General features: G+C 60.7%; 23 protein-coding genes. 7 read left to right on the top strand and 16 right to left on the bottom strand.

From position 1 onward, the window contains the following. Positions 1-24 precede the first annotated feature (24 nt). From GNF76_RS23510 to GNF76_RS23495, 4 genes are read left to right on the top strand one after another with little or no spacing between them, the layout of a single operon-like run. Complete coding sequence (locus tag GNF76_RS23510) at positions 25-834, top strand: MetQ/NlpA family ABC transporter substrate-binding protein (protein WP_155585473.1); 810 nt, start codon at positions 25-27, stop codon at positions 832-834. Positions 835-836: 2 nt separating this feature from the next. Further along, a complete protein-coding gene (locus GNF76_RS23505; RefSeq protein ID WP_155585472.1) occupies positions 837-1,955 on the top strand; it encodes a methionine ABC transporter ATP-binding protein in 1,119 nt (372 codons plus the stop codon). Continuing rightward, positions 1,945-2,589, top strand: a complete 645-nt coding sequence (locus GNF76_RS23500) for a methionine ABC transporter permease (RefSeq protein ID WP_155585471.1) — start codon at positions 1,945-1,947, stop codon at positions 2,587-2,589. Before GNF76_RS23505 ends, GNF76_RS23500 begins: the two co-directional genes overlap by 11 nt. Positions 2,590-2,628: 39 nt before the next feature. Beyond that, on the top strand, positions 2,629-3,255 hold the full coding sequence (locus GNF76_RS23495; protein ID WP_155585470.1) for a class I SAM-dependent methyltransferase: 627 nt from the start codon (positions 2,629-2,631) through the stop codon (positions 3,253-3,255). Positions 3,256-3,381: 126 nt separating this feature from the next. Here GNF76_RS23495 and GNF76_RS23490 read toward each other — a convergent pair whose 3' ends face one another. The 4 genes from GNF76_RS23490 to GNF76_RS23475 all read right to left on the bottom strand — a co-directional run bounded on the left by GNF76_RS23490 (position 3,382) and on the right by GNF76_RS23475 (position 10,938). After that, positions 3,382-5,607, bottom strand: coding sequence for a glycoside hydrolase (locus tag GNF76_RS23490; protein ID WP_155585469.1), 2,226 nt, complete (start codon positions 5,605-5,607; stop codon positions 3,382-3,384). A 116-nt stretch (positions 5,608-5,723) separates the two neighbouring features. Continuing rightward, on the bottom strand, positions 5,724-8,771 hold the full coding sequence (locus tag GNF76_RS23485) for an efflux RND transporter permease subunit (protein WP_155585468.1): 3,048 nt from the start codon (positions 8,769-8,771) through the stop codon (positions 5,724-5,726). Then, positions 8,768-9,838: an efflux RND transporter periplasmic adaptor subunit gene (locus GNF76_RS23480; RefSeq protein WP_155585467.1), complete on the bottom strand. Its 1,071-nt coding sequence runs from the start codon at positions 9,836-9,838 to the stop codon at positions 8,768-8,770. Before GNF76_RS23480 ends, GNF76_RS23485 begins: the two co-directional genes overlap by 4 nt. Beyond that, positions 9,835-10,938, bottom strand: a complete 1,104-nt coding sequence (locus tag GNF76_RS23475) for an efflux RND transporter periplasmic adaptor subunit (RefSeq protein ID WP_155585466.1) — start codon at positions 10,936-10,938, stop codon at positions 9,835-9,837. Before GNF76_RS23475 ends, GNF76_RS23480 begins: the two co-directional genes overlap by 4 nt. Positions 10,939-11,055: 117 nt before the next feature. Between GNF76_RS23475 and GNF76_RS23470 the strand changes: the two genes are divergently transcribed. Further along, entirely contained in the window at positions 11,056-12,216 is a 1,161-nt protein-coding gene (locus GNF76_RS23470; protein WP_155585465.1) for an AAA family ATPase, read from the top strand. A gap of 108 nt (positions 12,217-12,324) precedes the next feature. On the opposite strand, the gene GNF76_RS23465 is transcribed toward GNF76_RS23470, so the two are convergent. The 11 genes from GNF76_RS23465 to GNF76_RS23415 all read right to left on the bottom strand — a co-directional run bounded on the left by GNF76_RS23465 (position 12,325) and on the right by GNF76_RS23415 (position 21,616). After that, entirely contained in the window at positions 12,325-13,200 is an 876-nt protein-coding gene (locus GNF76_RS23465; RefSeq protein ID WP_155585464.1) for a transporter substrate-binding domain-containing protein, read from the bottom strand. Further along, positions 13,197-13,973, bottom strand: a complete 777-nt coding sequence (locus GNF76_RS23460) for an amino acid ABC transporter ATP-binding protein (RefSeq protein WP_155585463.1) — start codon at positions 13,971-13,973, stop codon at positions 13,197-13,199. The genes GNF76_RS23465 and GNF76_RS23460 overlap by 4 nt, the downstream gene beginning before the upstream one ends. Further along, the gene (locus tag GNF76_RS23455; protein ID WP_155585462.1) at positions 13,970-14,629 is read right to left on the bottom strand and encodes an amino acid ABC transporter permease; all 660 of its coding nucleotides are present in this window, start codon (positions 14,627-14,629) and stop codon (positions 13,970-13,972) included. Before GNF76_RS23455 ends, GNF76_RS23460 begins: the two co-directional genes overlap by 4 nt. Then, positions 14,610-15,275 (bottom strand): amino acid ABC transporter permease, encoded by a 666-nt coding sequence (locus GNF76_RS23450; protein ID WP_155585461.1) that lies wholly within the window; start codon positions 15,273-15,275, stop codon positions 14,610-14,612. The genes GNF76_RS23455 and GNF76_RS23450 overlap by 20 nt, the downstream gene beginning before the upstream one ends. 505 nt (positions 15,276-15,780) lie before the next feature. Next, positions 15,781-16,563, bottom strand: a complete 783-nt coding sequence (locus tag GNF76_RS23445) for a MetQ/NlpA family ABC transporter substrate-binding protein (RefSeq protein WP_155585460.1) — start codon at positions 16,561-16,563, stop codon at positions 15,781-15,783. A gap of 149 nt (positions 16,564-16,712) precedes the next feature. Then, complete coding sequence (locus tag GNF76_RS23440; protein ID WP_155585459.1) at positions 16,713-17,645, bottom strand: sigma 54-interacting transcriptional regulator; 933 nt, start codon at positions 17,643-17,645, stop codon at positions 16,713-16,715. Between the two features lie 48 nt (positions 17,646-17,693). Next, positions 17,694-18,275: an alpha/beta hydrolase gene (locus GNF76_RS23435; RefSeq protein WP_155585458.1), complete on the bottom strand. Its 582-nt coding sequence runs from the start codon at positions 18,273-18,275 to the stop codon at positions 17,694-17,696. Between the two features lie 236 nt (positions 18,276-18,511). Then, positions 18,512-18,913, bottom strand: a complete 402-nt coding sequence (locus GNF76_RS23430) for an ExbD/TolR family protein (protein ID WP_155585457.1) — start codon at positions 18,911-18,913, stop codon at positions 18,512-18,514. 1 nt (position 18,914) lies between these two features. After that, positions 18,915-19,640, bottom strand: coding sequence for a MotA/TolQ/ExbB proton channel family protein (locus tag GNF76_RS23425; RefSeq protein WP_155585456.1), 726 nt, complete (start codon positions 19,638-19,640; stop codon positions 18,915-18,917). 43 nt (positions 19,641-19,683) lie between these two features. Continuing rightward, the gene (locus tag GNF76_RS23420; RefSeq protein WP_155585455.1) at positions 19,684-20,523 is read right to left on the bottom strand and encodes an energy transducer TonB; all 840 of its coding nucleotides are present in this window, start codon (positions 20,521-20,523) and stop codon (positions 19,684-19,686) included. Between the two features lie 241 nt (positions 20,524-20,764). Then, positions 20,765-21,616: a LysR family transcriptional regulator gene (locus GNF76_RS23415; RefSeq protein WP_155585454.1), complete on the bottom strand. Its 852-nt coding sequence runs from the start codon at positions 21,614-21,616 to the stop codon at positions 20,765-20,767. A 105-nt stretch (positions 21,617-21,721) separates the two neighbouring features. Here GNF76_RS23415 and GNF76_RS23410 point away from each other — a divergent pair, with 105 nt between their 5' ends. Further along, positions 21,722-22,183 carry a nucleoside deaminase gene (locus tag GNF76_RS23410; protein WP_155585453.1) on the top strand — a complete coding sequence of 154 codons (462 nt, stop codon included), beginning with the start codon at positions 21,722-21,724 and terminating at the stop codon, positions 22,181-22,183. Beyond that, positions 22,170-23,357: a CynX/NimT family MFS transporter gene (locus GNF76_RS23405; protein WP_155585452.1), complete on the top strand. Its 1,188-nt coding sequence runs from the start codon at positions 22,170-22,172 to the stop codon at positions 23,355-23,357. Before GNF76_RS23410 ends, GNF76_RS23405 begins: the two co-directional genes overlap by 14 nt. A 59-nt stretch (positions 23,358-23,416) precedes the next feature. Here the strand turns inward: GNF76_RS23405 and GNF76_RS23400 are convergent, their stop codons facing one another. Next, positions 23,417-25,783 (bottom strand): TonB-dependent receptor, encoded by a 2,367-nt coding sequence (locus tag GNF76_RS23400; RefSeq protein ID WP_155585451.1) that lies wholly within the window; start codon positions 25,781-25,783, stop codon positions 23,417-23,419. Between the last annotated feature and the right edge of the window lie 110 nt (positions 25,784-25,893).

Genomic DNA, 25,893 nt, shown 5'->3' with positions numbered 1-25,893 from the left:
AATACTTATGACTGGAAATTCGATATGAAAACCACACACCTCACCCACCCAGTCAAAGCACTGGCCCTCGCCCTCGGGTTGTTCAGCTCGGCCGTGTTCGCCGCCGATGCACCGCTGAAAGTCGGCACCACCGCCGCCTTCGCCATTCCCCTGGAAGCAGCCGTCGAGGAAGCCGGCAAGCAAGGCCTGAAAGTCGAACTGGTGGAGTTCACCGACTGGATAGCCCCCAACGTCAGCCTCGCCGCCGGCGACATCGACGTGAACTACTTCCAGCACATCCCGTTCCTGGAAAACGCCAAGGCCGCCGCCGGGTTTGACCTCGTGCCGTTCGCCCCGGGGATCATCAACAACGTCGGTCTTTACTCGAAAAAATACAAAAGCTTCGACGAGCTGCCTCAGGGCGCCACCGTGGCGATTGCCAATGACCCGATCAACAGCGGCCGTGGCCTGCAACTGCTGGCCAAGGCCGGTTTGATTACCCTCAAGCCCGGCGTTGGCTACAAAGCCACCGAAGAAGACATCATCGCCAACCCGAAGAAACTGAAGATCCTGCAAGTGGAAGCCGTACAACTGGTGCGCGCCTATGACGACGCCGATCTGGTGCAGGGCTACCCGGCCTATATCCGCCTGTCCAAGACCTTCGATGCCGAGTCGGCGCTGCTGTTCGACGGCCTTGACCACAAGGAATACGTGATTCAGTTCGTGATCCGGCCGAAAAGCAAAAACGATCCGCGCCTGATCAAATTCGTCGACATCTACCAACACTCGCCGGCCGTACGCGCCGCCCTGGATAAAGCCCACGGCAAGCTGTATCAAGCCGGCTGGGAAGGTTAAGCATGAGCGCCGCCAATGCCCAATTGCGTCCCCTCGACACGCAGCCTGAGGACGCCGAACAGACCGAGTTGCACCCCGACCTGAATCGCGCCCATGTGCGGTTTATCAACCTGGGCAAGACCTACGACGGTCAAGCCGTGCCGGCACTGCAAGGCATTGACCTGGCGATCCAGCGCGGTGAAGTGTTCGGCATCATCGGCCGCAGCGGTGCTGGCAAGTCGTCGTTGATCCGTACCATCAACCGCCTGGAACAACCCAGCAGCGGTCGGGTGTTGATTGATCAGGTGGACATCGGTGACTTCGACGAAGACCACCTGGTGGCGCTGCGGCGGCGTATCGGCATGATCTTCCAGCACTTCAACCTGATGTCGGCCAAGACCGTGTGGCAGAACGTTGAGTTGCCGCTGAGAGTGGCCGGTGTGCCCAAGGTGCAGCGCGAAAAAAAGGTGCGTGAACTGCTGGAGCTGGTGGGCCTGCAAGACAAGCACACGGCCTATCCGGCGCAGTTGTCCGGGGGGCAAAAGCAGCGAGTGGGCATCGCCCGTTCGCTGGTGCATGACCCACAGATCCTGCTGTGCGATGAAGCCACATCGGCCCTCGACCCAGAAACCACGCAATCGATCCTCGGCCTGCTGCGCGAGATCAACAAACGCCTGGGCCTGACCATCGTTTTGATCACCCATGAAATGGCGGTGATCCGCGAAATCTGCGACCGGGTGGTGGTGCTGGAGCACGGCAAGATCGTCGAGCAAGGCCCGGTGTGGGAAGTGTTTGGCAACCCGCAGCACGAGGTCAGCAAAACCTTGCTCGCACCCTTGCAACACGGGCTGCCGGAGGAGTTGCAAAGCCGTTTGCAAGCCAAACCAACGTCCGCAGAAGCAGCGGTGGTGCTGCGCTTGCAATTTACCGGCGCCAGCCACGATGAACCGGACCTGGCCGCGTTGTTCAGCGCCCTCGGTGGCCGGGTGCGGCTGCTGCAAGGCGGGGTAGAAAGAATCCAGGGCCATGCCCTTGGGCAATTGCTGTTGGCAGTGACCGGTTCATCCCTGGGCGCCGAAGAACTGCGCACCCGCGCAGGGCGTTGGGCACAACAGGTGGAGGTGCTGGGCTATGTGGTTTGATCGTTTATTGCAGGGCGTCATCGACACGTTGTTGATGGTCGGTGTGTCGTCGCTGATCGCGCTGCTGGTGGGCATTCCGCTGGCGGTGTTCCTGGTGACCAGCGACAAGGGCGGCATCTACCAGGCTCCGGCCTTGAACCGGGTGCTGGGGGCGTTCGTCAATCTGTTCCGCTCCATTCCGTTTCTGATTTTGATGGTGGCGTTGATTCCGTTCACACGGCTGATCGTCGGCACCACTTACGGTGTGTGGGCCGCCGTGGTGCCGCTGACCATTGCCGCGACGCCCTTCTTTGCGCGAATAGCCGAAGTCAGCCTGCGTGAGGTCGACCATGGGTTGATTGAGGCTGCACAGGCCATGGGCTGCCGGCGCTGGCATATTGTCTGGCATGTGTTGTTGCCTGAGGCGCTGCCGGGGATTGTCGGGGGGTTCACCATTACGCTGGTGACGATGATCAATTCTTCGGCCATGGCCGGGGCGATTGGCGCGGGCGGGCTGGGGGATATTGCCTATCGGTATGGGTACCAGCGCTTTGACAGCCAGATCATGCTGACGGTGATCGTGCTGTTGGTGATGCTGGTGGCGGTGATTCAGTTGGGCGGGGATCGGTTAGCGCGGGGGTTGAATAAGCGTTGATGTATAGTCGGGCAATCTCTCTTTGCGGTGCCGCTTGCCATGAAACTCGCCCCCGACGACCTCGACCAGATCACCTCCACCACCCTCGGCCATTACAACCAGGTGGCCGAGGATTTCCGTGAAGGCACCCGCGATCATGATGTCAGCCAGAACATCGACGCGCTGTTGCGGCATATTCAGGGTGACGCACCCTTCACCGTGCTGGATTTCGGCTGCGGGCCGGGGCGGGATTTGCAGACTTTTACTCGCATGGGCCATATCGCTGTCGGCCTCGATGGCTCGGAGCGCTTCGCCCAGATGGCCCGGGACGACAGCGGCTGCGAGGTGTTGCAACAGGACTTCTTGAAGCTCGACCTGCCCGCCGAACGCTTTGACGGGATCTTCGCCAATGCGGTGCTGTTCCATATTCCCAAGCAGGAGCTGCCGCGCATTCTCGGGCAGTTGCAGGGCGCGTTGAAAGCGGGCGGGGTGTTGTTCAGCTCCAACCCACGGGGTGAAAACCAGGAAGGCTGGAATGGGCCGCGTTATGGCGCCTACCATGACCTGCAAGCCTGGCAAGGCTTGCTGACGGCGGCGGGCTTTGTGGAGCTGGAGCATTACTATCGTCCGGCCGGGTTGCCTCGGGAACAGCAGCCTTGGCTGGCCAGTGTGTGGCGCAAGGTTTAGCCTCCCATTGCCTGGCCTGATGCCATCGCGGGCAAGCCCGGCTCCCACATTTGACTGCATTCGGTCCAAACAACTCGGTCAAGTGTGGGAGCTGGCTTGCCTGCGATGACGGACTCAAAGCCACCGCTAATCCACCTGATACACCACCGGCGCCTCCCCCACCACCAACGCCGTCACACTGCGCGCCGCATACCCCTCTCGCACCTGCCCGGCAAAGTTCGCCACCAACCGCGTGCCATCGGCAAACGTGGTCTGCTGCACCTGCCGATCCGCCGTCAGCCAACGAAAATCCGTCATGGCCTGGGTCGCCAAACGCTGGTGCAACGGCCGGAAAAACCCGTCCTGGCGCTGGATCAGCGGCAAGCGCTGCTTAAGCGTCGCCGCACTCAAGTGATACAGCGGCGGCACGTTGTACAGCAGTTGGGTCAGTTCATTTTCGGCCTGCACATTGCTCAGTTTCAGGCTGTCGAACAACCAATGATGAGTGGTGATGACCGAGCCATGGAACACCGTCTGGTACAACGGCAGACGCATCGCCGGGTCGAAGTAGACCGTGCGAAACGGCTCTTTTAAAGGAACGGACTTGAAGAACACCGCAGGCTGTTCCGGCGGGTACCATGCGCCCACGTAGTAGGGCGATTGCTTGTCCTGGGTCATGTCCCGATCGCCCCACCCCATCACAGGTGTCTGCATGCCATGGGCAAACAGAACGCCTTGGGCGGTGACGGCGTTACCGTCTTCTGAACCTGCCGGCACTTTGAGCACGGTGTTGATCCAACGAGCGGCGTCGATATTGCCTTCGGCGTTCTGCGCCTGGGTCATGTTGAGGACGGAGCGGTAACTGTCGAACAGCATGCCGGTGGCGTAAGCATCGAGGAACCAGGCATTGAAGCCGGCCTTGGCCTGTACCGCCTTCACCCGTGCCTCCAATAGCGGTCGCACGCAGCGCGGGTCGGTGTAGTAACCGGACTTCTGGAAGCCGGTTTTGAGCTGGCCGTTTTTCAGCAGGATTCCACAGTCGCGATGAGCGTTGCTGCCCAGGTGCGCGGTAGTCCAGTCCGGGTTTTCCTTGGCGGATAACGCCGTTTCATAGGAGTCATAAGGCGCCATCAAGTAACCGGCATCAACGCCAGCACGTACCGCTTCCGGGTGCCAGAGCCCGCCTTCCCAGCCTTCGCCCAGGGTCAGCAGCAGGCGTTTGAGCCCGGCATCCTGCAAGGACTTGATGGTCGTTGCGGACAAGGTACTGCCCCAGGTTTGTGGGGTTTCAGTCAGGGCATTGGAAAACGCCGAAGCCAAGTCACCGCGTAACACACCATAGCCGTCGGCGAGTTTTTCCATGTCCGGTTCGGCAACGGCTTGCCAACTCTGACGCGCCTTTTTATTGATCGCTGCATTCAAACCGCGCAACAAGGTGGCTTGCTGATAGCAATCAAGAAACGGTTGAGTGACCTGCAGGACCTGCAGCGACTCCTTGTCCAGCAGGCCTCTCAGCTCCCCCGCCAGGCCGTGATCGCTGCGTAGCACCTTGCGTAATTGCGACCAGTCGCGCACATCGCCTGCGCCCAGCAAGTCATTGCCCCACAGGTAGATATGGCTGGCGCCCAGCAACTTCTCGGCGTCCGGCGTCTGCCGCAGCTTATCCGCCAGCGGCTCGTACTGCCCTTGCTCCACCAGCCACCCTCGGTAGCGCTTGGCCGCAGCCAACGGATCGGCATCGCCCAGGTGTAAAAGCAGTGTCATCGGTGCAGTGGGGTCCAGCGCCGTGAACTCGTGACGGGCGGACAACGCCAGCTGCTTACCCTCGGCTTGCCAGTGCAGGCGGTTGTTGTAGGGGTTGGTCAGCAGCCAGTTGAGGGTGAACGTGCCGTGATCAACACCCCACAACGGCAGGCTGAGGTCCTGCGTGGTGTTCACATCACCCTGTTCCAGCAAGAAGTCCTGCCAAAGCCTGTTGCCGGCGGGCACGTAATGCCCCTCGGCCAGAGGCCAGATCAGGCCTTTGCCCATCGCGCTGGCCGGTTGCTGGAGGATATCCAGTTCACTCGCTTCCCGGGCGGTGATGGTCAGGGCCAGGTCACGTTGGTCGAGGCTGGCGCTCAGGCGATAGGCACCGTCATTCCATTGCCAAGAGGCCTGCTGGGCGCTTTGAGTGAGTTGGCTGACAGAGTGAGCAGCGACACCCGTGGAGGCCTGCACAGGTTGCTTATCGGCGGGGATCACACGAATCGCCAGGGTTGCCGGGTCAAGCTCGACGCGCCACAGGGCGTTTTCCAACACGGCCCCTGCGTGAGCCATCGACGACAGCAACAGAGCGTAAACCAACAGGGTGTGGCGCAGACAACGGATCATGACACGGGCCTTGGGCAAATGAGATCAGGCCCGGAGGTTAACCCAATTGAGCCGAAGCCTGGCGCAAACCGACACTCTCAGGAGTATTCCCACATCCCTGTGGGAACGCATCAGGTCTATTCTTTCTTCGGCTCGCGAATCTTGTACCAGGCCACATACAGCGCCGGCAAAAACAGCAGCGTCAGCAAGGTGGCGATAATGATCCCGCCGATCATCGCGTAGGCCATCGGCCCCCAGAACACTTCCCGGGCGATGGGGATCATGCCCAGGCTGGCTGCCGCCGCCGTGAGCAGGATCGGCCGGCGCCGGTGTTCAGTGGCTTCCACCACCGCGTCCCACGGCGTGTAGCCGTCGCGCTCATAGTCGTCGATCTGGGTCACCAGGATCACCGAGTTACGGATGATAATGCCGATCAGCGCAAGGATCCCCAGGATCGCCACAAACCCCATGGGCGTGCCCGTGGGAATCAGCGCCAACACCACGCCAATCAGCCCCAGCGGCGCGACACTGGCCACCAGGAACATCTTCTGCACGCTGTGCAGCTGGATCATCAGGAAGGTCGCCATCAGGAACAGCATCAGCGGCACCACCTTGGCAATCGGGCCCTGGGCCTTGCCGCTTTCCTCTACGGTACCGCCGGTGGCGACCTTGTAGCCCACCGGCAAGTTGGCGCTGAATTTTTCGATATCCGGTGCCAGTTGCTTGACCAGATCCGTCGGCTGCATCTCGTCGCGCACCGCCGCCTTGATGGTGATGGTCGGTTTGCGGTCCCGACGCCACACCAGCGGTTGCTCCAGCTCGTAACGCACCGTGGCAAACGCCAACAGCGGAATCGAGGTGCCGCTGGGCGTGACAATCTGCAGGTTCTGCAAGGTCTCCGGTGTGCCGCGCTCGGCATCTTCGGCGCGACCGACCACATTGATCAGGTAGATATCGTCATGCACCTGAGTCACCGAGGCCCCGCTGACCACGCTGTTCATCAGTTGCGCCACGTCTTCGGAAGACAAGCCCAACTGGCGCGCCTTGTCCTGGGCGATGTCGATACGCAGGACTTTGCCCGGCTCGTTCCAGTCATAGATGATTTCGCCGAGGTGGGTGTTCTTGTCGAGCATCGTCGCCAGTTCGATCGCGTGTTTACGCACCTGGTCGATGTCCTTGCCGGACACCCGATACTGAATCGGCCGGCCCACCGGCGGGCCCATTTCCAAGGGCTGCACGAAGCTGCCCACACCGACAAAATCCTCCCGCAGGCGTTTCTGCAGCCGCTCAATCAACGCGCCACGCTCCTTCAGGCCCTTGCTGACAATCACCAGCTGCGCGTAGTACGGGTTCTCCAACTGCTGGTCCAGCGGCAGGTAGAAACGAATCGCGCCTTGGCCTATATAGGTGCTCCAGCGGGCGATATCAGGATCATCCTTGATGATCGCTTCCAGACGGTCCACGGCCTTGCGGGTCTCATTGATCGAGGCGTTTTGCGGCAGGTTGAGGTCGACGAGGATTTCCGGGCGGTCCGAGGACGGGAAAAACTGGTTCTGCACAAACTGCATGGAAAACACCGAGGCCACGAACAACGCCACGGTGATGCCGATGGCCCACCAACGATTGCGCATGGCCCAGAGCATGCCGCCATTGAACACCCGGCCAATGCGCCCAGGCTCGGCGCTGTGAGGTTTGACGTTGCGGCTGAGGATATGCACGCCGATCACCGGCGCGAACAGCACCGCCACCACCCACGACACCAGCATCGCCACGGCAATCACCGCGAACAAGGTGAAGGTGTACTCACCCGCCGAACTGGCGTTGAGGCCAATGGGCACGAAGCCGGCCACGGTCACCAGGGTGCCGGTCAACATCGGGAACGCGGTGGAGGTGTAGGCATAGGTCGCCGCCTGCTCCTTGGTCTCACCTTTTTCCAGCCGTGTGATCATCATCTCCACGGTGATCATCGCGTCGTCCACCAACAGGCCGAGGGCGATAATCAGTGCGCCCAACGACACCCGCTGCATGGTGATGCCGCTGTATTCCATGAACACAAACACCAGCGCCAACACCAGCGGAATCGAGCACGCCACCACCAGCCCGGCGCGCATGCCGAGGCTGATAAAACTCACCACCAGCACGATGATCACCGCCTCGAACAGCGCGCTGGTGAAACCGCCGACAGCCGCCTCTACCACTTCGGCCTGGTCGGAAACCTTGTGCACACCGACGCCCACCGGCAGGTCAGCGGTCGCCTCGTCCATGCGCTGGTGCAGGGCCTTACCGAAGGACTGGATATTGCCGCCCTTCTGCATGGCGATGGCCAAGCCGATGGCCGGCTTGCCGTTAAAACGAAACATCGGTGTCGATGGATCGACATAGCCGCGAGTGATTTCAGCCACGTCCGCCAGCCGATAGAACCGGTCATTGAGCCGCAGGTTGACGTTGGCCAGATCCTTTTCCGAGGCAAACTGCCCGGAGGTACGCACGGAAATCCGCTCCGGTCCCGCCTCGATCACCCCAGCCGGGGTCACCGCATTCTGCGATTGCAGGCTCTGCACTACCTGGCGCTGATCAATGCCCAGGGCCGCCAGTTTACGAGTGGAGAAATTCAGGTAAATCACTTCGTCCTGCTGGCCGATCATTTCGACCTTGCCCAGCCCCGGCACCGAGCGGATCTCGGTGCGTACCTGCTCAACGTAGTCCCGCAGTTGACGCATCGACAAACCATCGGCGGTAAAGGCATACACCGAACCAAACACGTCACCGAACTCGTCGTTGAATGCCGGCCCCTGCAACCCTTGGGGGAAGCTGCCGCGAATGTCGTTGATCTTCTTGCGTACCTGGTACCAGATCTCGGGGATGTCCTTGGCACTGGTGGTGTCCCGCAGGAACACGAATACCGTGGACTCGCCGGGCCGGGTGTAGCTTTTCACGTAGTCGAGGGAGTCGAGCTCTTCGAGTTTTTTCTCGATGCGGTCGGTAACCTGCTTGAGGGTTTCTTCCTGGGTCGCGCCGGGCCAACGGGTCTGGATCACCATGGTCTTGATGGTGAACGAGGGGTCTTCTTCGCGGCCAAGGTTCATGTATGAGAACACGCCCATCAGCAGCGCGACGAACATCAGGTACCAGACGAAGGACTGATGCTTGAGGGCCCAGTCGGATAAGTTGAAGCTCCCTTTCATCGCGGGCTGTCCTCGTCGATTTTGACTTTTTGCCCTGGCTTCAGGCTATTGACGCCGGCGCTGACCACCCGCTCACCGGGTTTGACGCTGCCGTCGAGCAACGCGCTGTCGGTGGTACGGCTGATGATCGTCACGTCTCGCGGCTGCACGGTCTGGCTTTGGGTGTCGATCACCCAGATGCGGGTTTTGCCATCGGCGTCCTGCAAAGCGCTCAGGGGCAGTTCGATACGCGGCGCGATGGCCGAACTCAAAGTCACGCTGATGGCGGTGCCCAGGCGAAAGGCCGCAGGCGTCTCGGCCAGGGTCAGGCGTGCGCGACGGGTGCGGGTGGCGCTTTGGGCCTGGGGCTCGATCTCGCGCACAATGGCGGTGGTGTTGACGCTCGGGTCCAGTTGCCCGGCGACGCGGAACACTACGTCCGGCGGCAAGCGCTCGGCCAGGCCGGCAGGCAGGTCGATCACCGCCTCCTTGATATCGGGACGGGCCAGGGTCACCACTTGTTGGCCGGCGCTGACCACTTGGCCAGCCTCGGCGTTCCAGGCAGTGATAATGCCAGCGTGGTCAGTGCGTAACTCGCTGTAGTTGAGCTGATCCTTGGCCTGGTTGACCGAAGCCTTGGCCTGGTCGAGAGAGGCCTGGGTGGTTTTCAGGTCGGTCTGGGCGACGTCCAGTTGCGCCTGCGCACCGACGCCACGGTTGAACAGTTCCTGCTGGCGCCGGGCATTCGCCTGGGCGTTGATCCACTGGGCCTCAACCCGGGCCAGATCACCTTGGGCAGCGCGTAACTGGTTCTGTTGATCCGTCGGATCGAGGACAGCCAGCAGAGCACCCTTCTCCACTTCACTGCCAACGTCAACGGCGCGCCGCGCGATGCGGCCAGGCACACGAAAGCCCAAATTGCTTTCGTAGCGCGCCTGGATGGTGCCGGCGAATCGGCCGAGGCTTTCCTGGTCTTCGGACTTCACTTCAATCGACAGCACCGGGCGTACCGGTTCGGGCGTCGGTTCTTCCTTGGAACAAGCCATCAGCAACACGCTGGACGCCACTAATACAGTCAGCCGCTTCATGGCTGAACTCCCTGCGCCTGGGCCTGATCCGGCGGCTGGGCGATTTCCACGATCATGCCGGGGTGCAACAACTGCCCCCCGGCCACCACCACTTTTTCGCCGCCCTTGAGGCCGTCGCCGATGATCACCTTGCCCGTGAGGTAACGGGCGACCGTGACCTTGTGCAATTGCACCTTGCCGTCGTCATCCACCCGCCACACGGCCGGCTCGTCGAGGTCTTTGGTCAACGCCGCCCAAGGCAACTCGACGCTGGCCTTGGCCGGTGCATTGGCCGTCGCGCTGACCACCGAGCCCAGTTGCATGCCTGCCGGCAACGCGCTCAGCGCGATCTTCACTTGCACGGTGCCGCTGTTGGCGGCCACGGCCGGCGTGACTTCACGGACCTTGCCCACGGCCTTGATGTCCGGATTGTCCAACAGGCTGACGGTAATCGGCGCGTCAGCCGGCGGCTCTACCAGCAAGGATTCATAGACGTTGAACACCGCATCGCGTTCACCGTCCCGGGCCAGGCTGAAAATCGGCACCGTGGCCTGCACCACTTGGCCGACTTCAGCCTGGCGTGCAGTGATCACCCCCGGCGCATCGGCGACCAACGCGGTATAGCCCAATTGCTCGCGAGCGTTGGCCAACTGCGCCTGGGCAGCGGTCAGCGCGCTCTGGCTGCTGCGCAAAGCGGCCTGGGCCGCATCGTATTCGCTGCGGCTGGTGTAGCCCTTCGGTAAAAGTTTTTCCTGGCGCACAAAGGCGGCGGCGGTCTGTTTGACCCGAGCCTGTTCGGCCACCACCTGAGCCTGGGCGGAATCGACATTAGTCTGCAAATCCTTGGGGTCCAGCTTGGCCAGCACTTGCCTGGCCGTCACCCGGTCGCCGACATCGACCATGCGCTGGATGATCTTGCCACCGACGCGGAACGACAGGTCGGTCTGCACCCGGGCCTGAATGTCGCCGGTCAAGGTTACGGCTGCGGCAAAATCGGCCGACTTCACGGTTTGCACAAAGACCCGGGAATGCTCCTTGGGCACGGCCTTTTCCTGGCCGCAACCGGTCAGCAATGCCAGGAGAGCAAGGCTGAAAATGAATGTCGAGGTGGGACCGCCCATGCAGGCTCCTTGCTTGGTTGACGCGTCGGTGATCATGCGACTGTGAGCTTAGATCAGGGTTCCTTATCTGCACCAAGGATCCCATACTCCAGGGGTTCCCCAGTAGACAAGATGACCATGCTCAAGACCCTCGCGGTGGCCAATTACCGCTCGATCAATAAATTGGTGGTGCCGCTGGATCGCTTGAACCTGATCACCGGCCCCAACGGCAGTGGTAAATCCAACTTGTATCGCGCCCTGCGCCTGTTGGCGGAAACCGCCCAGGGCGGGGTGATCAATGCACTGGCGCGGGAGGGTGGGCTGGATTCGACCTTCTGGGCCGGGCCGGAAAATATCAGCCGGCGCATGCTCAGTGGTGAGGTGCCGGTAGAGCTGGCTGTGCGGCAAACCGCCAAACGCTTGCGCCTGGGGTTTGCCGGGGAGGATTTCAGCTACGCGATCTCCCTGGGATTGCCGGAACCCAGTAGCTCATTTTTCTCTCTGGACCCTGAGGTCAAAAAGGAATGCATCTGGGCTGGTCACGTGTACCGCCCGGCAAGCCTGCTGGTGCAGCGCTCGGGGCCAATGGTCCGTGCCCGCGATGGTCGCGCCTGGGACGTACTGGCCCAGCACACACCGAACTACAACAGCCTGTTCGATCAGGTCGGCAGCCTGCGCGGTTCGCCGGAGGTGTTGCTGTTGCGCGAGAGTATTCGCGGCTGGCGCTTTTATGATCACTTTCGCAGCGACGTCGACGCGCCCGTGCGCCAACCGCAACTGGGGACGCGCACGCCCGTGCTGCATCACGATGGCCGGGATCTGGCGGCGGCGTTACAGACCATTCGCGAAATTGGCGACCCCGAGGCGTTGCAACAGGCGGTCAGTGATGCGTTCCCCGGTGCGCGATTGCATATCGAGCCGTTGCAAGGCGGACGCTTTGCCATCGAGTTTTATCAGGAAGGACTGCTGCGGCCATTATCAGCAGCGGAGTTGTCGGACGGTACCTTGCGCTACTTGCTGCTGGTGGCAGCGTTATTGACGCCACGGCCACCGACGATGATGGTGCTGAACGAACCGGAAACCAGCCTGCATCCGGACCTGTTACCGGCGCTGGCACGGTTGATCATCAAGGTGTCGCAGCAGTGTCAGGTATGGGTGGTGTCCCATGCCAGCCGCTTGATTGCGGCGTTGCAGCAGGATGAAGGGTGCAACTCGATCGTGCTGGAGAAGGTGATGGGGCAGACGCAGATTGTGGGGCAGAAGGTGTTGGATGAGCCGGCTTGGCATTGGCCGAGCTAAGCGGCGCCTGACAATGCCAATCGCAGGCAAGCCAGCTCCCACACTTGGAATGCATTTCCCTGTGGGAGCTGGCTTGCCTGCGATGACGCCAGCGCAGTCACTCCATAATTAACCCTGCCACTTACCCCCTTCCACAATCACACTCTCAGGCTTGGTGTCATCGCTCAGTTCCTTGCGCACATACTGGTCATACAGCTTGAGCAGATACTTCTCCTCACCCAGCTTCGCCAACTCGGCATTCACCCAATCACGCAGTTCGATATTGCCCTTCTTTACCGCCGGCGCAATCGGTGCCTCATCGCCCAACTTCTGCTCCAGCACCCGATAACCAGGGTTCTGCTTGGCCCAGCTGAACAGCACCAGGTTGTCTTGCGCGTAAGCATCACCACGGCCACCGGCCAAGGCTTGCAGCGACTCGGAGTTTTTCTCGAACTTGAGCAGCTTCCAATCCGGGTGATTCTTGGTCAGCCAGATATCAGCAGTAGTACCGGTCGTCACGATGGTGGTGCGGCTGGCCAGGTCGTCCAGGTTTTTCACTTCGCTGCCTTGGGGCACCAGCGCCTGTACCGCGACTTTCAGGTTGGGGTTGGTGAACTCCACCGCTTCCTTGCGCTCCGGCGTCACGGTCATGTTGGCGAGGATCAAGTCGACCTTGTCGCTTTGCAGGAACGGAATACGGCTCGCCGGCTCCACCGCAACGAATTCGACCTTGTTCTCGTCGCCCAGCAAGTCCTTGGCAAAACGACGGCCGATGTCGGTATCAAAGCCGACGTAGCGACCAGCTTCGTCGACAAAACCGAACGGCGGCTTGTCGGTGAACACACCCACAATCAGCTTGTCCCGGGCCTTGATCTTGTCGATGTAGCTCACCGCTGCCGGCGCTGCGGCCGCAGGTTTGGCGGGTTCTTCGGACTTGTTGCAGCCGGCCAGCAACGCGAGGCCGAACAATGGCAATAACAGCAGTGAAGACTTGGCAGTTTTCATAACAGCTCCAGTTCCTTGGTTTTTTTGGGCAGTGTTGAAACGAAGGAGAACTTCTCCAGGAACTGCTGCGCGCGTGCGGTTTGCGGGTTCGTAAAGAATGCCTCGGGGGTGTTCTGTTCGAGGATGCGGCCAGCCTCCATAAACACCACGCGGTCGGCGACGGCGCGGGCGAAGGCCATTTCGTGGGTGACAATCAGCAGCGTCATGCCGTCCCGGGCCAGGCCCTGGATCACCTCCAGCACCTCCTTGACCATCTCCGGGTCGAGGGCGGCGGTGACTTCGTCAAACAGCATGACCTGCGGGTTCATGCACAGCGAACGGACGATGGCGATGCGTTGTTGCTGACCACCCGAAAGCTGGCGCGGATAGGCGTCGCGCTTGTCGGCCAGGCCGACTCGCTCCAGCAGTTGCTCTGCCTGGGCACGGGCTTCACGCGGGGCACGCTTTTGCACTTTCAGCGGGCCCAACAGGATGTTGTCGAGCACGCTCATGTGGGGAAACAGGTGATAACTCTGGAACACCATGCCCACGTCCTGACGCACCTGGCGCCAGTCGGTGGCCTTGTTCAGCAGCTCTTTACCTGCGAAACGCAGATGCCCGCTGTGGGCCATTTCCAGGCCGTTGAGGCAACGCAATAACGTGCTTTTGCCACAGCCGCTGGGGCCGAGGATCACCACCACTTCGCCGCTTTCGACACTCAGGTTGATGCCCTTGAGCACCTGCTGCTCGCCGAAGAATTTGTTGAAACCCTGGAACTCGATCAATGCACTCATGCTTGGGCCCAGCGCCGTTCCAGCACCTTGGAGGCGGCTGACAACGGGTAGCAGATAAAGAAGAAAAACAGGAACAGCGCGCCGTAGATCAATACCGACTCGTAGGTGCGCTCGATGATTTGCTGGCCGACCTTGATCACATCCACCACACCGATCAGCACCGCCAACGAACTGGTCTTGATGATGCGGGTGTAGACGTTGATGGTCGGCGGGGTCATGCGTTTCAGGGCCTGGGGCAGCAGCACATAGCTGTAGAGTTGCGGATCAGACAAGCCAATCGACAAGCCCGCTTCGCGCTGGCCACGCGGCAAGGAATGCAACGCACCACGCACCACTTCGCCGACTTCACTGGCGCCCCACAGGGACAACACCAGCACCGCGCACCAGAAACTGGGAATGCTCAGGCCAAAGAAAATCGGCATGCCGAAAAACAGCAGGTACAACCAGACCAGCACCGGAATCGCGCGAAACAGTTCCAGGTAGATCCGCAGCGCTACGTCGATGGTTTTCACGTTCAGGGTACGCAATACGCCATACAACACGCCGCCGACGGTACTGAAGGCAATGCTCAAGAATGAAATCGACAGGGTTTGTGCAGCGCCCTTGCCCAGTTGCGGCAACGACACCCACAACAACTCAAGACCCGAACTGGCCATGCTGGAGCCTCCTTTCCAGGCGGCTGAGCAACAGCGACAGCGGCAGGAACAACAGCACGCAGATCAAGGTCAGCACCGCGAGCATTTCGTAGGTTTTGTAGTAAAGGGCGATGTAGCTTTTGGTGGTGTAGAGAATCTCCGGCACCGCCACCGCCGAGACCACAGTAGTCTCCTTGAGCAAGAAGATGAAGTTGGCAAACAGCGCCGGCAGGCTGAGGATCCCGGCCTGGGGCAGGATCACATGGCGCAACAGCTGCCAGTGGGACAAGCCGATGGATTTGCCAGACTCAATCTGTGCCAGCGGCACGGCCTCAACACCGGCGCGCAGTACTTCGGTGAGGTAGGCGCCACCGAGAAATGTCATGGTGATAATCGCCGCCCAGAATCCGGAAATATTCACGCCCAGGGCCGGCAAGGCGAAGTAGACGAAGAACAGTTGAATCAGCAACGGTGTGTTGCGGGCCAACTCCACATACAGCGCCACCAGGCGCCACAGGTATGGCGTGCGAAATACCAACAGCGTGGCGTTGATCAACGCCACCAGCAGCGACGTGCCGATGGCGATCAAGCCCACTTGCAGGGTCACGCCCACGGCCTTGAGAAACGCCGGTAGGGTGCTGAGGATAAAAGCGTAATCGAAGGTCATCTGAAAATCCCTGACGCCGCAGGGGTAATGCGGCGTTGGCGCGGTCCGAATCGACGTGGGTAACGTCGAGTAGCGCCGACTTTAAAGGTATAAAAAGTAAAATTTAAATACCTAAATAGCATATTGATATCACCCAAACAGCTAACCTGCAGATTCGCGGGATAAGCGGGTGACAGCTATCGCTCTCGGAGTTGTAGGAGCGTTCTTTTTATCGGCGCTGCACTACAGGGATGGGCAGCGGTTGGCCAGACTGACGGCCACTTAACAGGCGAGGGAATGACTGATGGCAGAGACTAAACCGATTGATCCGCAAGATTTGGTGAAGTGGTTGGTGGCGCTGCGACGGGCGATCAATAGCCGGGATCTCTGAAACCCAAAAAGATCTAATGTTGGAATGGGCTTGTGAGCGGGCTTGCCCCCACACTTGATCGTATTCCAACCATAAAAAACGCCGACGCTATTCAAGCCGTCGGCGTTTAAACCTTGAAGGGGTTTTGGGGTTCGATCAGAACGCCGGCACGACTGCGCCGTTGTACTTCTTCTCGATGAAAGCTTTGACTTCCGGGCTGGTCAGGGCCTTGGCCAGTTTCTGGATGGCGACGCTGTCCTTGTTGTCCGGACGGGCTACCAGGAAGTTCACGTACGGCGACTTGGCGTCTTCGATGATCAGCGCATCCTTGGCCGGGTTCAGGCCGGCTTCCAGGGCGTAGTTGGTGTTGATCAGGTCCAGGTCAACCTGGTCCAGAACCCGTGGCAGCAAGGCCGATTCCAGCTCTTTGAACTTCAGGTTTTTCGGGTTGCTGGCAATGTCTTTTGGCGTAGCCAGGGCATTGGTCGGGTCTTTCAGGGTGATCACGCCCGCCTTCTGCAGCAGCAAGAGTGCACGGCCGCTGTTGCTGCCTTCGTTCGGGATGGCCACGGTGGCGCCGTCTTTCAGCTCTGAAATATTTTTAATCTTTTTCGAATAACCACCGAAGGGTTCAACGTGCACACCGACCACGGTGACCAGGTTGGTGCCTTTGCCCTTGTTGAAGTTTTCCAGGTACGGCAGGGTCTGGAAGTAGTTGGCGTCCAGACGCTTCTCGGCCACTTGCACGTTCGGCTGTACGTAGTCGGTGAAGACCTTGATTTCCAGGTCCACGCCTTCTTTGGCCAGGGTCGGTTTGACCAGTTCAAGGATCTCCGCGTGCGGGATCGGAGTGGCCGCGACGACCAGTTTCTCGTTGGCCTGGGCAATGCCAGCAGTCAGGGCAGCCGCCAGTGCGGTGAACAACAGAACCTTTTTCATGCAGTGTCCTTATCGAAAATCCGGGTCGTCAGCGACGGCCGCTTCTTATGTGGTGTGCCAGCGAAATGCTATCGCGGCGTGGAACGGACAATACCGAGATTTTTTATTCCCGAACAATATCTTTTATTCACTTTGATATTCCATTTTGTTCATACAGACGCCAGCCCTTCCAATAGACGCTTCAACGCGCTGCGCTCGGCCTCGGTGCCGTGATTGAGGATCTGCCGGGCCTGGTGTTCGATCTGCGCCAGCGACGGTGGACTCACCGGCAAATTCAAATGCTCCGGCAAGATTTCATCGCCGCTGCTGACCAGCAACGCAAAGTGAATGACGTTTTCCAGCTCGCGGGTGTTGCCCGGCCAACTGTGGTGCTCCAGCACTCGCTGAGCCGCATCGCTGATCAGCGGCACAGGTAAATCCAGGCGCTGGCTGTAGATGCCGAGGAAGTACTCGGCCAGGGACAAAATGTCGCCCACTCGCTCGCGCAAGGCGGGCAATTCAAGCTGGCCTTCGTTGAGGTAATGGAACAGACGCTCGTGAAATTTACCCACCGCCACGGCCTGGGCCAGGTCGATGCTGGTGGCCGCCACCAACCGCACATCCACCGGGCTTGGCTGATGAGCACCAACGCGAGTGACTTCGTGATTCTCCAGGGCAGCCAACAGCTTGATCTGGATCGGCAGCGGCAAGTCGCCGATTTCATCCAGGTATAACGTGCCGCCATTGGCCGAACCGAACCAACCAGCACGACTACTGGCCGCGCCACTGTGGGCACCGGCGGCATAGCCAAACAACTCAGCGTCGGCGTAGGTGGGGCTGATGGCGCCGCAATTGACCGAGACGAACAAGCCGGTGCGATCACTGCCACGATGGATATGCCGCGCCAACAATTCCTTGCCGCTGCCGGTTTCGCCGCGAATCAGCACCGGTAACGCACGCGGGGCCAGGTTTTCCAGGTCTTCGCGCAGTTGCCGGGAACGTGGGTCGACAAATACCAGGGCCTTGGCACGAATGCTCAGGGGGCTTTTATCGGCGTCGGGAAAGGTCAGCAGTGGCTGACCATAGGTTTCATGCAAGCTCATGGCAGGCTCCCGCCCACATCCGCGCTGGGACGAGGCGTTGAAGAAAATTTATGCACGCCGCCGGAAGTGCTGTTCCAGGCGATTTTGCAGGCGATAGAGATAGGCAAATCCCTGTTCCCAGCGCTGGTGTCCGGACTTCACATTGATGTGCCCTGCACCCGCCAGAATCCCGACTTCGGCACCCCAGTTACGTGCCAGTTCCACCGCCCGAGAGGCGCTGACGGCGCTGTCGTTGTCGGAGCTGACGACTTGGGATGGAAATGGCAGCAGGGCAGCAGGAATCGGCGCAAAGTTACGCAAGGCCGGCGCGCAGGCAGGTCGTTCGACGTCAGCCGGCGCCACCAGCAAAGCGCCACGCACCTGGCGCAGAAACTCCACCGGCGCGGTGGCCGCCCAGTGGGCAACGGTGATGCAGCCCAGGCTATGGGCAATCAGGATCACCGGCGTGCTGTCGGCGGCGATGGCTTCGGCCAGTGCCGCTACCCAGTCTTCGCGACGCGGAGCCAGCCAGTCGGCCTGTTCCACACGGGCGCTGTTGGGCAGGCTGTTCTGCCAGTGACTTTGCCAATGATCTTCTGGCGATCCTTGCCAGCCCGGCACGATCAGGTAACGAATCGACTCGCTGTGCATGGGTGTGCCCTCCTGCAGCGTTTAACGTTGCTGGTCAGTATAGGGACGGGTTATATATTCGTTAAGGAATAAGAAGCTATTTATTAATAACCAAAAACTCAAAACACCACTCAACCAAATGTGGGAACTGGCTCCCACAGGGTCCTTCAGTGGTTTGTAAAATGTGTTCATTTCAGGCAAAAAAAAGGCCGCACCCTGCCAAGGAGACGGCCAAAAAATTGTCGCGGCTTTTGAAACTAACGTGCCGTAATCACCGACAGCTTGGTGATGCCCGCGCGCTCGATAGACGCCATGGCCCGGGCCACTTCGCCGTAATTCACACCATCATCGGCCTGCAGTTGCACCCGCACCTCCGGGTCCTTGGCCTTGGCCGCCTGCAAGTTGAACTCCAGCAAATTCGGCTGGATTTCATCCTTGTTGATAAACAGTTTGCCGGCCGCATCGATGCTCACCACCAGCGGATCTTTCTGCTCCACCGGCGCCACAGCTTCGGTCTTGGGCAAGTTGATCGGGATCGCGTTGGTCAGCAGCGGCGCGGTGACGATAAACACCACCAGCAGCACCAGCATCACGTCTACCAGCGGTGTGACGTTGATCTCGCTCAGCACCTCATCGGTGTCTTGTGTGGAGAAGGCCATATCAGGACGCCTCCTTCACTTTCTGCGTGCCGCCCTGGGTTGCGTTCTTGTGCAGCGCCGGATGGATCAGCACGCGGAACGCGTTCTTCTGCGCCAGGCTGTAGAAGTCGTGGGCGAAGTCGTCCAGGTCGGCGGCAGTCAGCTTCAGGCGGCGCAGGAAGTAGTTGTAGACCAGCACCGCCGGCACCGCGACGGCGATCCCCACGCCGGTCGCGACCAATGCAGCACCGATAGGTCCGGCCACGGTTTCCAGGCTGGCAGAACCGGCGGCACTGATGCCTTTCAACGCTTCCATGATCCCCCACACAGTGCCGAACAGACCGATAAACGGCGAGGTGCTGCCGATACTGGCGACCACAGCCAGGCCGGTTTCCAGGGAGCGGCGCTCACGCACGATCTGCTGGCGCAAGGCGCGCTCCAGACGGTCTTGATGATTGATCGCCTGGCTCAGGTCGGCGGCGTGAGGCGCCTCACCCACCTGAATCGCGGCGTAACCGGCCTGGGCCACACGAGCGGCGGCGCCGGGCTGGGTTTCGCTCAATTCAGCGGCCGAGTCGAGGCTCGATGCCGCCCAGAACTGTTTGTGGAATTTGCGATCCTGGGCCTTGAGGCGGCCGAATTGCACACCCTTGAGCAGGGCCAAACCCCAAGTGGCGACAGAAAAAACCACCAGCAGCCAGATCACCGCGCTTTCGATGGATTCAAGTGGAGATGCCAATAACGTCATGATGTGTTCCCTCGGTGTAAGCGATGTGGTGTTGAGCCCGTGCTCAATGAATCTTGAAGTCGATCGGTACGCTGACCCAGCCATCCTGGGCGACGTCGCCTTGCTTGGCCGGCACGAAGCTCCAACGCTTCACGGCGGTCAATGCGGCGTCATCGAGTTGCTGGCGACCGCTGCTCTTCTGAATCTGGATCTCCCCCGGCTTGCCGCTGGCCAGCACATGCACCCGCAACAGCACCGTGCCTTCCCACCCCCGGCGCTGGGCCAGTGACGGGTACTCGGGCGCCGGGTTCTTCAGGTACGCGGCGTTAGCCGAGGCCGGTGTGACCGGAGCCGGCGCGGCGGGTGCCGGCGCAGGAGCAGGCGGTGCCGGTTGCGGTGGCGCGGGCGGTTGCTCGACGGCTTTGGGTGCAGGCTTGGGCTCGGGTTTTGGTACCGGCTTGGGCTCGGGTTTTGGTACCGGCTTGGGCTTGGGTTTCGGAATCGGTTTGGGTGGAGCCGGTTTGGCTGCCAACTCATCCACCACCGGCGGCGGCGGCTCGACCACAGGGGGAGGCGGTGGTGGCGGCACCGGCGGTGGCGGCTCCACAACCGGGGGTGCCGGTTGAGAAAACTCAATGGTCATCGGTGGAATTTCCGGCGGCACAATCGGCAGCACCGGCGTTTCTTTCTGGCTGACCCAATAGATCACCGCGCCATGCAGCGCGAGTACGAGAATCCCCAGCAGAATCCCTTCACGCCGGCTCAGGATGCGCTTGGGGGTTCTCTGCAAACGCAACTGCCCCAACGGTACGCGGTGCGGCCGGCCAAGGTCGACCAACTCACCACCCGGTGCCTGGCGCCATAGCGCCTCTTGTGCACTGGCGGCGGTCTGGACATTGCCCATTGATTAACTCCCTACGGTCTTTAAACAAAAAAACCGACAGGCCTGCCTGAGCGGCCGTCGAGGGCTGAATCATCGGGGCCAGACGCTTATCTCTTAAAGTAATCTTTAAAGTTATACATAGACTTAAATCGAATATTAAAAAATGACACACACGGCAAAGCCACGCCGTTCGTGGGCTCGCGCCCAGGCGCTGAATTCCAATGCTCTACAGGCATAAAAAATATTCGCCAAAGGCATCCATTCAGCGCGGATTACGCCCGCACAACGCCAGCAACTGACGCTGTAATGTCTGCCCCGCCGCTCCCAAACCCGTGCGTCCATACAACGCCAAGCGCACGCCCTGCACTGCCGGCAAACCACTGTCTGGCCCGAGCATCACATGCCCGGCTTGCACCACTCGCACCGGCAACAAACTTATCCCCAGTCCCGCCGCCACTGCCGAGCAGACGCTGGCCAGGCTCGCGCTGGAATAACCGATGCGCCAGCGCCAACCGCCGACTTCCAGGTGATGGAGCATTTCATTGCGGTACAAACCGCCTACGGGAAATGCCACCAGCGGCAACGGATCACGCCCCAGGGACGGCGTACTGCGGCTGTCGACCCAGCACAACGGCTCCGGCCATGACGCCAGGCAGTCATCGCTGTCGCCCATCTGCTTGACCAGCAACACATCGAACTCACCGCCGCGATACTGGCGCAGCAACTCAGGCCCCAAACCACTGGTGACCTCCAGTCGCACCCGTGGATAAGCCACAACAAACGCCGAGAGCAACGGCATCAGCCGCTCGGCCGCAAAATCCTCGGGCACGCCCAGGCGCAGCACGCCGTCACTTTGCTGATTGGCCATGACGTCGGTCGCTTCTTCGTGCAGCGCCAGGATCCGCCGTGCATAGGCCAACAGGCGCTCACCCTCGGCGGTGGCAACCACGCGACGCTGATCGCGGTCCAGCAGCACACAGCCAACGCCCTCCTCCAACCGTCGAATCTGTTGGCTGACGGTGGACTGAGTCAGGTGCAGGCGCTCGGCCGCGCGGGTGAAATTGCCGCAATCAGCGACGGCGACAAAACTGCGCAACAGCACGGGATCGAACATGGGTATCACCATTCCATTTGCCACTGATTGGCATGGTTATATTTAATTTCAGAATACCTCGCAGGCTGCCCATACTTCACCCTTCATTGCGCCCGGAGGCTTTCCATGACTGATGATCAACGCCATTTGCAGCGAGCCATAGCGTTGGCCCGACACAACGTGGCCGGTGGTGGCCGTCCATTTGGCGCAGTACTGACCTATAACGGCGAAGTGTTGGTAGAGGCGGCCAACGAGATTCACCTCAGCCAGGACCCCACCGCCCACGCCGAAATGCTCGCAATCCGCACCGCCAGCCAACGCTTGGGCGCCCGCCTGCAAGACTGCGTGATCTACGCCAGTGGCCAACCCTGCCCGATGTGCTTGAGCGCGATGTACCTGAGCGGCGTATCACGGGTGGTGTTCGCCGCCAGCAATGAAATGGCGGCGCCGTTTGGCCTGTCGACAGCGGCCATCTCTCAACAGATCGCACTGCCCCTGGCCGAGCAACACCTGGCCATCGAGCATCTGCCACAGGCCGCTATGGCCACCCTTTATCACGACTGGCAGGCCTTGCATGACGCTGAATAACTCACTGGCTGGCAAGCTCGCTGGCTGGGGCTTGTTGGTGGTGCTGGGGCTCAACCTGCGACCGATCCTCAGTTCCATCAGCCCGCTGCTGGGAGAGATTCGCCTGGCCACCGGCCTGAGTTTCCAGAGCAGTGCCCTGCTCACCAGCCTGCCGGTGATCTGCATGGGCCTGGTGGCGCTGGTGGGCGTACGCGTGGAAGCGCAGTTGGGAGAACGTCGCGGTATTGCCCTGGGCCTGATGATGATTCTGCTGGCCTGCCTGGCGCGCTGGCTGTTTGGCCAGGCAGCAGCGCTGTTGACGACGGCGTTGCTGGGTGGTGCTGGTGTGGCACTGATTCAGGCGTTGGTACCGGCGATGATCAAGCGCCAGTTTCATCAGCAGGTCCCCTTGGCGATGGGAGTGTATTCGGCCTCGTTGATGGGCGGTGGGGGGTTGGCAGCGTTGCTTAGCCCAGTGGTCGCCAGCCAATTCCAACACTGGCAAGCGGGCCTGGGAATCTGGTTGCTGCCAGCACTGGGCGCCCTGCTTTTATGGGCGTGGCTGCCGTTGGGCGCGGCAAAAAGTCAGCGGATCACAACGCCGCTCAAAGGCCTGCGTAATCGTCGGGCGTGGTTGCTGGCGGTGTATTTCGGCCTGGTCAATTGTGGCTATATGAGCATGGTGGCGTGGCTGCCGGCCTACTATCAGCAATTGGGTTGGGGCGTGTTGCCCAGCGGCTCATTGCTGGCCTTCATGACGATCTTCCAGGTGATTGCCGCGCTGCTGATGCCAGCCTTGGCTCAGCGAGGTATCGACCGTCGGCCCTTGTTGGGCATCAGTCTGCTGGCCCAGGCGGTGGGTTATCTCGGCTTGCTGATGGCGCCACTGCAACAGCCGCACCTGTGGGTGGCACTGATCGGTTTCGGCCTTGGCGCCTGCTTTGCGCTTAGCCTGCTGCTGACACTCGACCACCGCCGCGACCCTCGGGAAGCCGGGCAATTGGCGGCGTTTGTGCAGGGCGTGGGCTTTTTGATCAACGCCATTTCACCGTGGCTGACCGGTTGGTTGCGCGCGCTGACCGGCAGTTTCGTCAGCGCCTGGGTGGTGCTGATGGTGACCGTGGTGGCGATGCTGGTGGTGACCCGGGTGTTCAGCCCGGCAACGTACCGCACCGCACGATTGGAACCGACATAACCGCCAACCATGTAGCCGCTGCCGAGGCACGAGGCTACATCGGTTATGTCGGTTGAAGGCTAGAAGTCATACCGACCGGTCACTCCCAGCGTGCGCGGAGTGCCCAGCAGACCTTCATAACCACCGTTGCCCGCGGTCCACAGGGTGGTGTAGTAGGTCTTGTCGAAGGCATTTTTCAGCCATAACGACACATCCCACTGCCCTTGCTGATAATTGCCGCGCAACCCGGTGGACAGGTTGACCACCGCGTAGCTCGGAATCTGCCCGTAGTCGGAATCTTCGACCGTGCCCACCGCCTTGGAACGGAAGGCGTAGCTGGCGGTGACGTAAGGTTCAAAGCCGTTATCCAGGTTCCACTTGTATTCGCCATTGGCGTTGACAATCCACTTCGAAGCCCCCACCACTTGATGCCCGCTGAGGTCGCACGAAGCCGGCGCACCAGGACGCAGGCTGACCTCCGGTGGGCAAGGCGCGTCCTTGTAAGACAGATAGCTCACATCGTTGAAGGAGCCGTTGACGTTCAACGTCAGCCCCTTGATCGGCACCAGGGTGCTTTCCACCTCCACACCCCGTGAGCGCACCGAACCGGCATTGGTCAGGTATTGCACGCGATTGCTGTCGTCGTAGGCGTTGGTCTGGTAGCCGTTGACCTGGGTCCAGAACAGGTTGGCGTTAAGCTGCAAGCGACGGTCCCACAAGGTGCTTTTGAAACCCAACTCGGCGTTGTTGGCGCGCTCGGTACCGATCAGCAACGAGTCCGCCCCCGCCGTCGGTGCAGAGCCCACCGCCAGGTTGACGCCACCGGACTTCTCGCCATGGGACAAGGTCGCGTAGCCCAGCAAGTTATCGGTGAAGCGGTAGCTGAGGTTCAACAAGCCGGACGGGCTGGTGCTGTATTGGTTGAGGTCACCGGAGTCATAGGCGCCCGCGCGACCGCGTCGAACAGTCGCGGCAGCGCCCGTTACCGCAGCGCCACCGACGGGTGCATTGCGGGTAACCCAGGCGCTTTTTTCTTCGTAGGTGCCGCGCAGGCCCGCGGTGAAATCAAGGCGCTCGGTCAAGTGCCAGGTGCCCTGGCCGAACAGCGCAAAACTGTCGGTGCGGATATGACCGTTGCCGACGCTGCTGACGTTGTTCAAGGCGCCCGTGGGCGTACCATTCCAGATGTCGGCCTTGGGCCCGTAATAGGCGAAGGATTTGTTGCTCAGGTCAGAGCCAAAGTAATAGGCGCCGAGCACGTAATCGAAGAAACCACCGGTGGGCGACGCCAGGCGAAATTCCTGGGACCACTGCTTGTCCTCTACCGACACGCCCGCGTTATAGGACGCCGGCACGTTGAGACCGTCATCATTACGCGGGGTGAAATTCCACCAGCGATAACTGCTGACCGAGGTCAGAGTGAAGTCACTGGGCAAGGTCCAGTTGGCCTCCAGCGACGTGCCACCCTGGAACACCGTGACGTGCTGCTGGCCATCCAGATTGACCTTCCGATGGGTACCATCCACCAAGGTCGCCCCCGCTGCATCCGCCCGGGATTGGTACAGGTTGGTACCATTGATGGTCGGCCCGGTGTTGTACAGCACACGAGTGCCAGCGCTGGAATCCTCTTCGTTGTAATCGCCGATCCAGCGCAGGTTGAATGCCTCGTTGGGCTTGTACAGCAGTTGCCCACGAAAGCCCTGGCGTGAACCGCCGTTGAGGTCGTGGCCGTCGTATTCGTTCTTGATGTCGCCGTCGCTGCGGGTGCGATAGGCGGAAAAGCGTCCCGCCAATTCATCAGTAAGCGGACCGGAAATCGTGCCCTTGGTCTGGAAATAACCGTCCTCGCCCAGCGAGGTTTCGATGCTGCGCTCGGGGGTAAAACTTGGCGCACGGGTACTGATATTGATCACCCCGGCCGTGGTGTTCTTGCCGAACAGCGTGCCTTGCGGGCCGCGCAATACTTCAAGCTGCTCGATGTCCATCAGGTCGAATACCGCCATCCCTGGCCGGCCGAGGTAAACGTTGTCGATGTACAACCCGACGCTGCCTTCCAGGCCATCACTGGCCGGGTTGTTACCCAGACCGCGAATCGACACGCTGGACTGGCGCGCGTGCATATAAGCGACGTTGACGCTGGGCACCAGTTGCTGCAAATCCTGAATCCGGTACACCCGCTGACTCTCCAACGCCTGACCACCGATCACGCTCATGGGCGTGGGCGTGGGCACATCCTGGGCGCTTTCGGTGCGCCGCCGGGCCGTGACCGTGACGGTTTCCAACTGGCCGCTGGCGCTCTGGCCCTTGCTTGCAGGCGCAGGCTCGGCGTCCGTGGTTTCAGCAGCCTGGCTGTGGGACCAACTCGCGCTGCCGGCCAGCAACAACGCCAGTGGCAGGCGCTTGAGCCGCAGGGGAGAGGAAGGGACAGCGGGCTTCAACAGGCTCATAAGCGGCTCCGGCATCAGGAAATAGGCAGCAGCGCATATTCCATATGGTTATTTATTTATGTTTTTACAAACATTTACTGCATAAGAGATAGCCTTTATAAGGAGTCGAC

The sequence above is a fragment of the Pseudomonas spelaei genome, assembly GCF_009724245.1.
In the GTDB taxonomy this organism is placed as follows: Bacteria; Pseudomonadota; Gammaproteobacteria; order Pseudomonadales; family Pseudomonadaceae; genus Aquipseudomonas; species Aquipseudomonas spelaei.
The sequence above is the reverse complement of the archived record's forward strand: the minus strand, read 5'-3'. Positions and strand labels throughout refer to the sequence as shown.

Coding starts and splice junctions, on each gene's coding strand:
- GNF76_RS23510 (WP_155585473.1), top strand. CDS start 25: ATGAAAACCACACACCTCACCCACCCAGTCAAAGCACTGGCCCTCGCC.
- GNF76_RS23505 (WP_155585472.1), top strand. CDS start 837: ATGAGCGCCGCCAATGCCCAATTGCGTCCCCTCGACACGCAGCCTGAG.
- GNF76_RS23500 (WP_155585471.1), top strand. CDS start 1,945: ATGTGGTTTGATCGTTTATTGCAGGGCGTCATCGACACGTTGTTGATG.
- GNF76_RS23495 (WP_155585470.1), top strand. CDS start 2,629: ATGAAACTCGCCCCCGACGACCTCGACCAGATCACCTCCACCACCCTC.
- GNF76_RS23490 (WP_155585469.1), bottom strand. CDS start 5,607: ATGATCCGTTGTCTGCGCCACACCCTGTTGGTTTACGCTCTGTTGCTG.
- GNF76_RS23485 (WP_155585468.1), bottom strand. CDS start 8,771: ATGAAAGGGAGCTTCAACTTATCCGACTGGGCCCTCAAGCATCAGTCC.
- GNF76_RS23480 (WP_155585467.1), bottom strand. CDS start 9,838: ATGAAGCGGCTGACTGTATTAGTGGCGTCCAGCGTGTTGCTGATGGCT.
- GNF76_RS23475 (WP_155585466.1), bottom strand. CDS start 10,938: ATGGGCGGTCCCACCTCGACATTCATTTTCAGCCTTGCTCTCCTGGCA.
- GNF76_RS23470 (WP_155585465.1), top strand. CDS start 11,056: ATGCTCAAGACCCTCGCGGTGGCCAATTACCGCTCGATCAATAAATTG.
- GNF76_RS23465 (WP_155585464.1), bottom strand. CDS start 13,200: ATGAAAACTGCCAAGTCTTCACTGCTGTTATTGCCATTGTTCGGCCTC.
- GNF76_RS23460 (WP_155585463.1), bottom strand. CDS start 13,973: ATGAGTGCATTGATCGAGTTCCAGGGTTTCAACAAATTCTTCGGCGAG.
- GNF76_RS23455 (WP_155585462.1), bottom strand. CDS start 14,629: ATGGCCAGTTCGGGTCTTGAGTTGTTGTGGGTGTCGTTGCCGCAACTG.
- GNF76_RS23450 (WP_155585461.1), bottom strand. CDS start 15,275: ATGACCTTCGATTACGCTTTTATCCTCAGCACCCTACCGGCGTTTCTC.
- GNF76_RS23445 (WP_155585460.1), bottom strand. CDS start 16,563: ATGAAAAAGGTTCTGTTGTTCACCGCACTGGCGGCTGCCCTGACTGCT.
- GNF76_RS23440 (WP_155585459.1), bottom strand. CDS start 17,645: ATGAGCTTGCATGAAACCTATGGTCAGCCACTGCTGACCTTTCCCGAC.
- GNF76_RS23435 (WP_155585458.1), bottom strand. CDS start 18,275: ATGCACAGCGAGTCGATTCGTTACCTGATCGTGCCGGGCTGGCAAGGA.
- GNF76_RS23430 (WP_155585457.1), bottom strand. CDS start 18,913: ATGGCCTTCTCCACACAAGACACCGATGAGGTGCTGAGCGAGATCAAC.
- GNF76_RS23425 (WP_155585456.1), bottom strand. CDS start 19,640: ATGACGTTATTGGCATCTCCACTTGAATCCATCGAAAGCGCGGTGATC.
- GNF76_RS23420 (WP_155585455.1), bottom strand. CDS start 20,523: ATGGGCAATGTCCAGACCGCCGCCAGTGCACAAGAGGCGCTATGGCGC.
- GNF76_RS23415 (WP_155585454.1), bottom strand. CDS start 21,616: ATGTTCGATCCCGTGCTGTTGCGCAGTTTTGTCGCCGTCGCTGATTGC.
- GNF76_RS23410 (WP_155585453.1), top strand. CDS start 21,722: ATGACTGATGATCAACGCCATTTGCAGCGAGCCATAGCGTTGGCCCGA.
- GNF76_RS23405 (WP_155585452.1), top strand. CDS start 22,170: ATGACGCTGAATAACTCACTGGCTGGCAAGCTCGCTGGCTGGGGCTTG.
- GNF76_RS23400 (WP_155585451.1), bottom strand. CDS start 25,783: ATGAGCCTGTTGAAGCCCGCTGTCCCTTCCTCTCCCCTGCGGCTCAAG.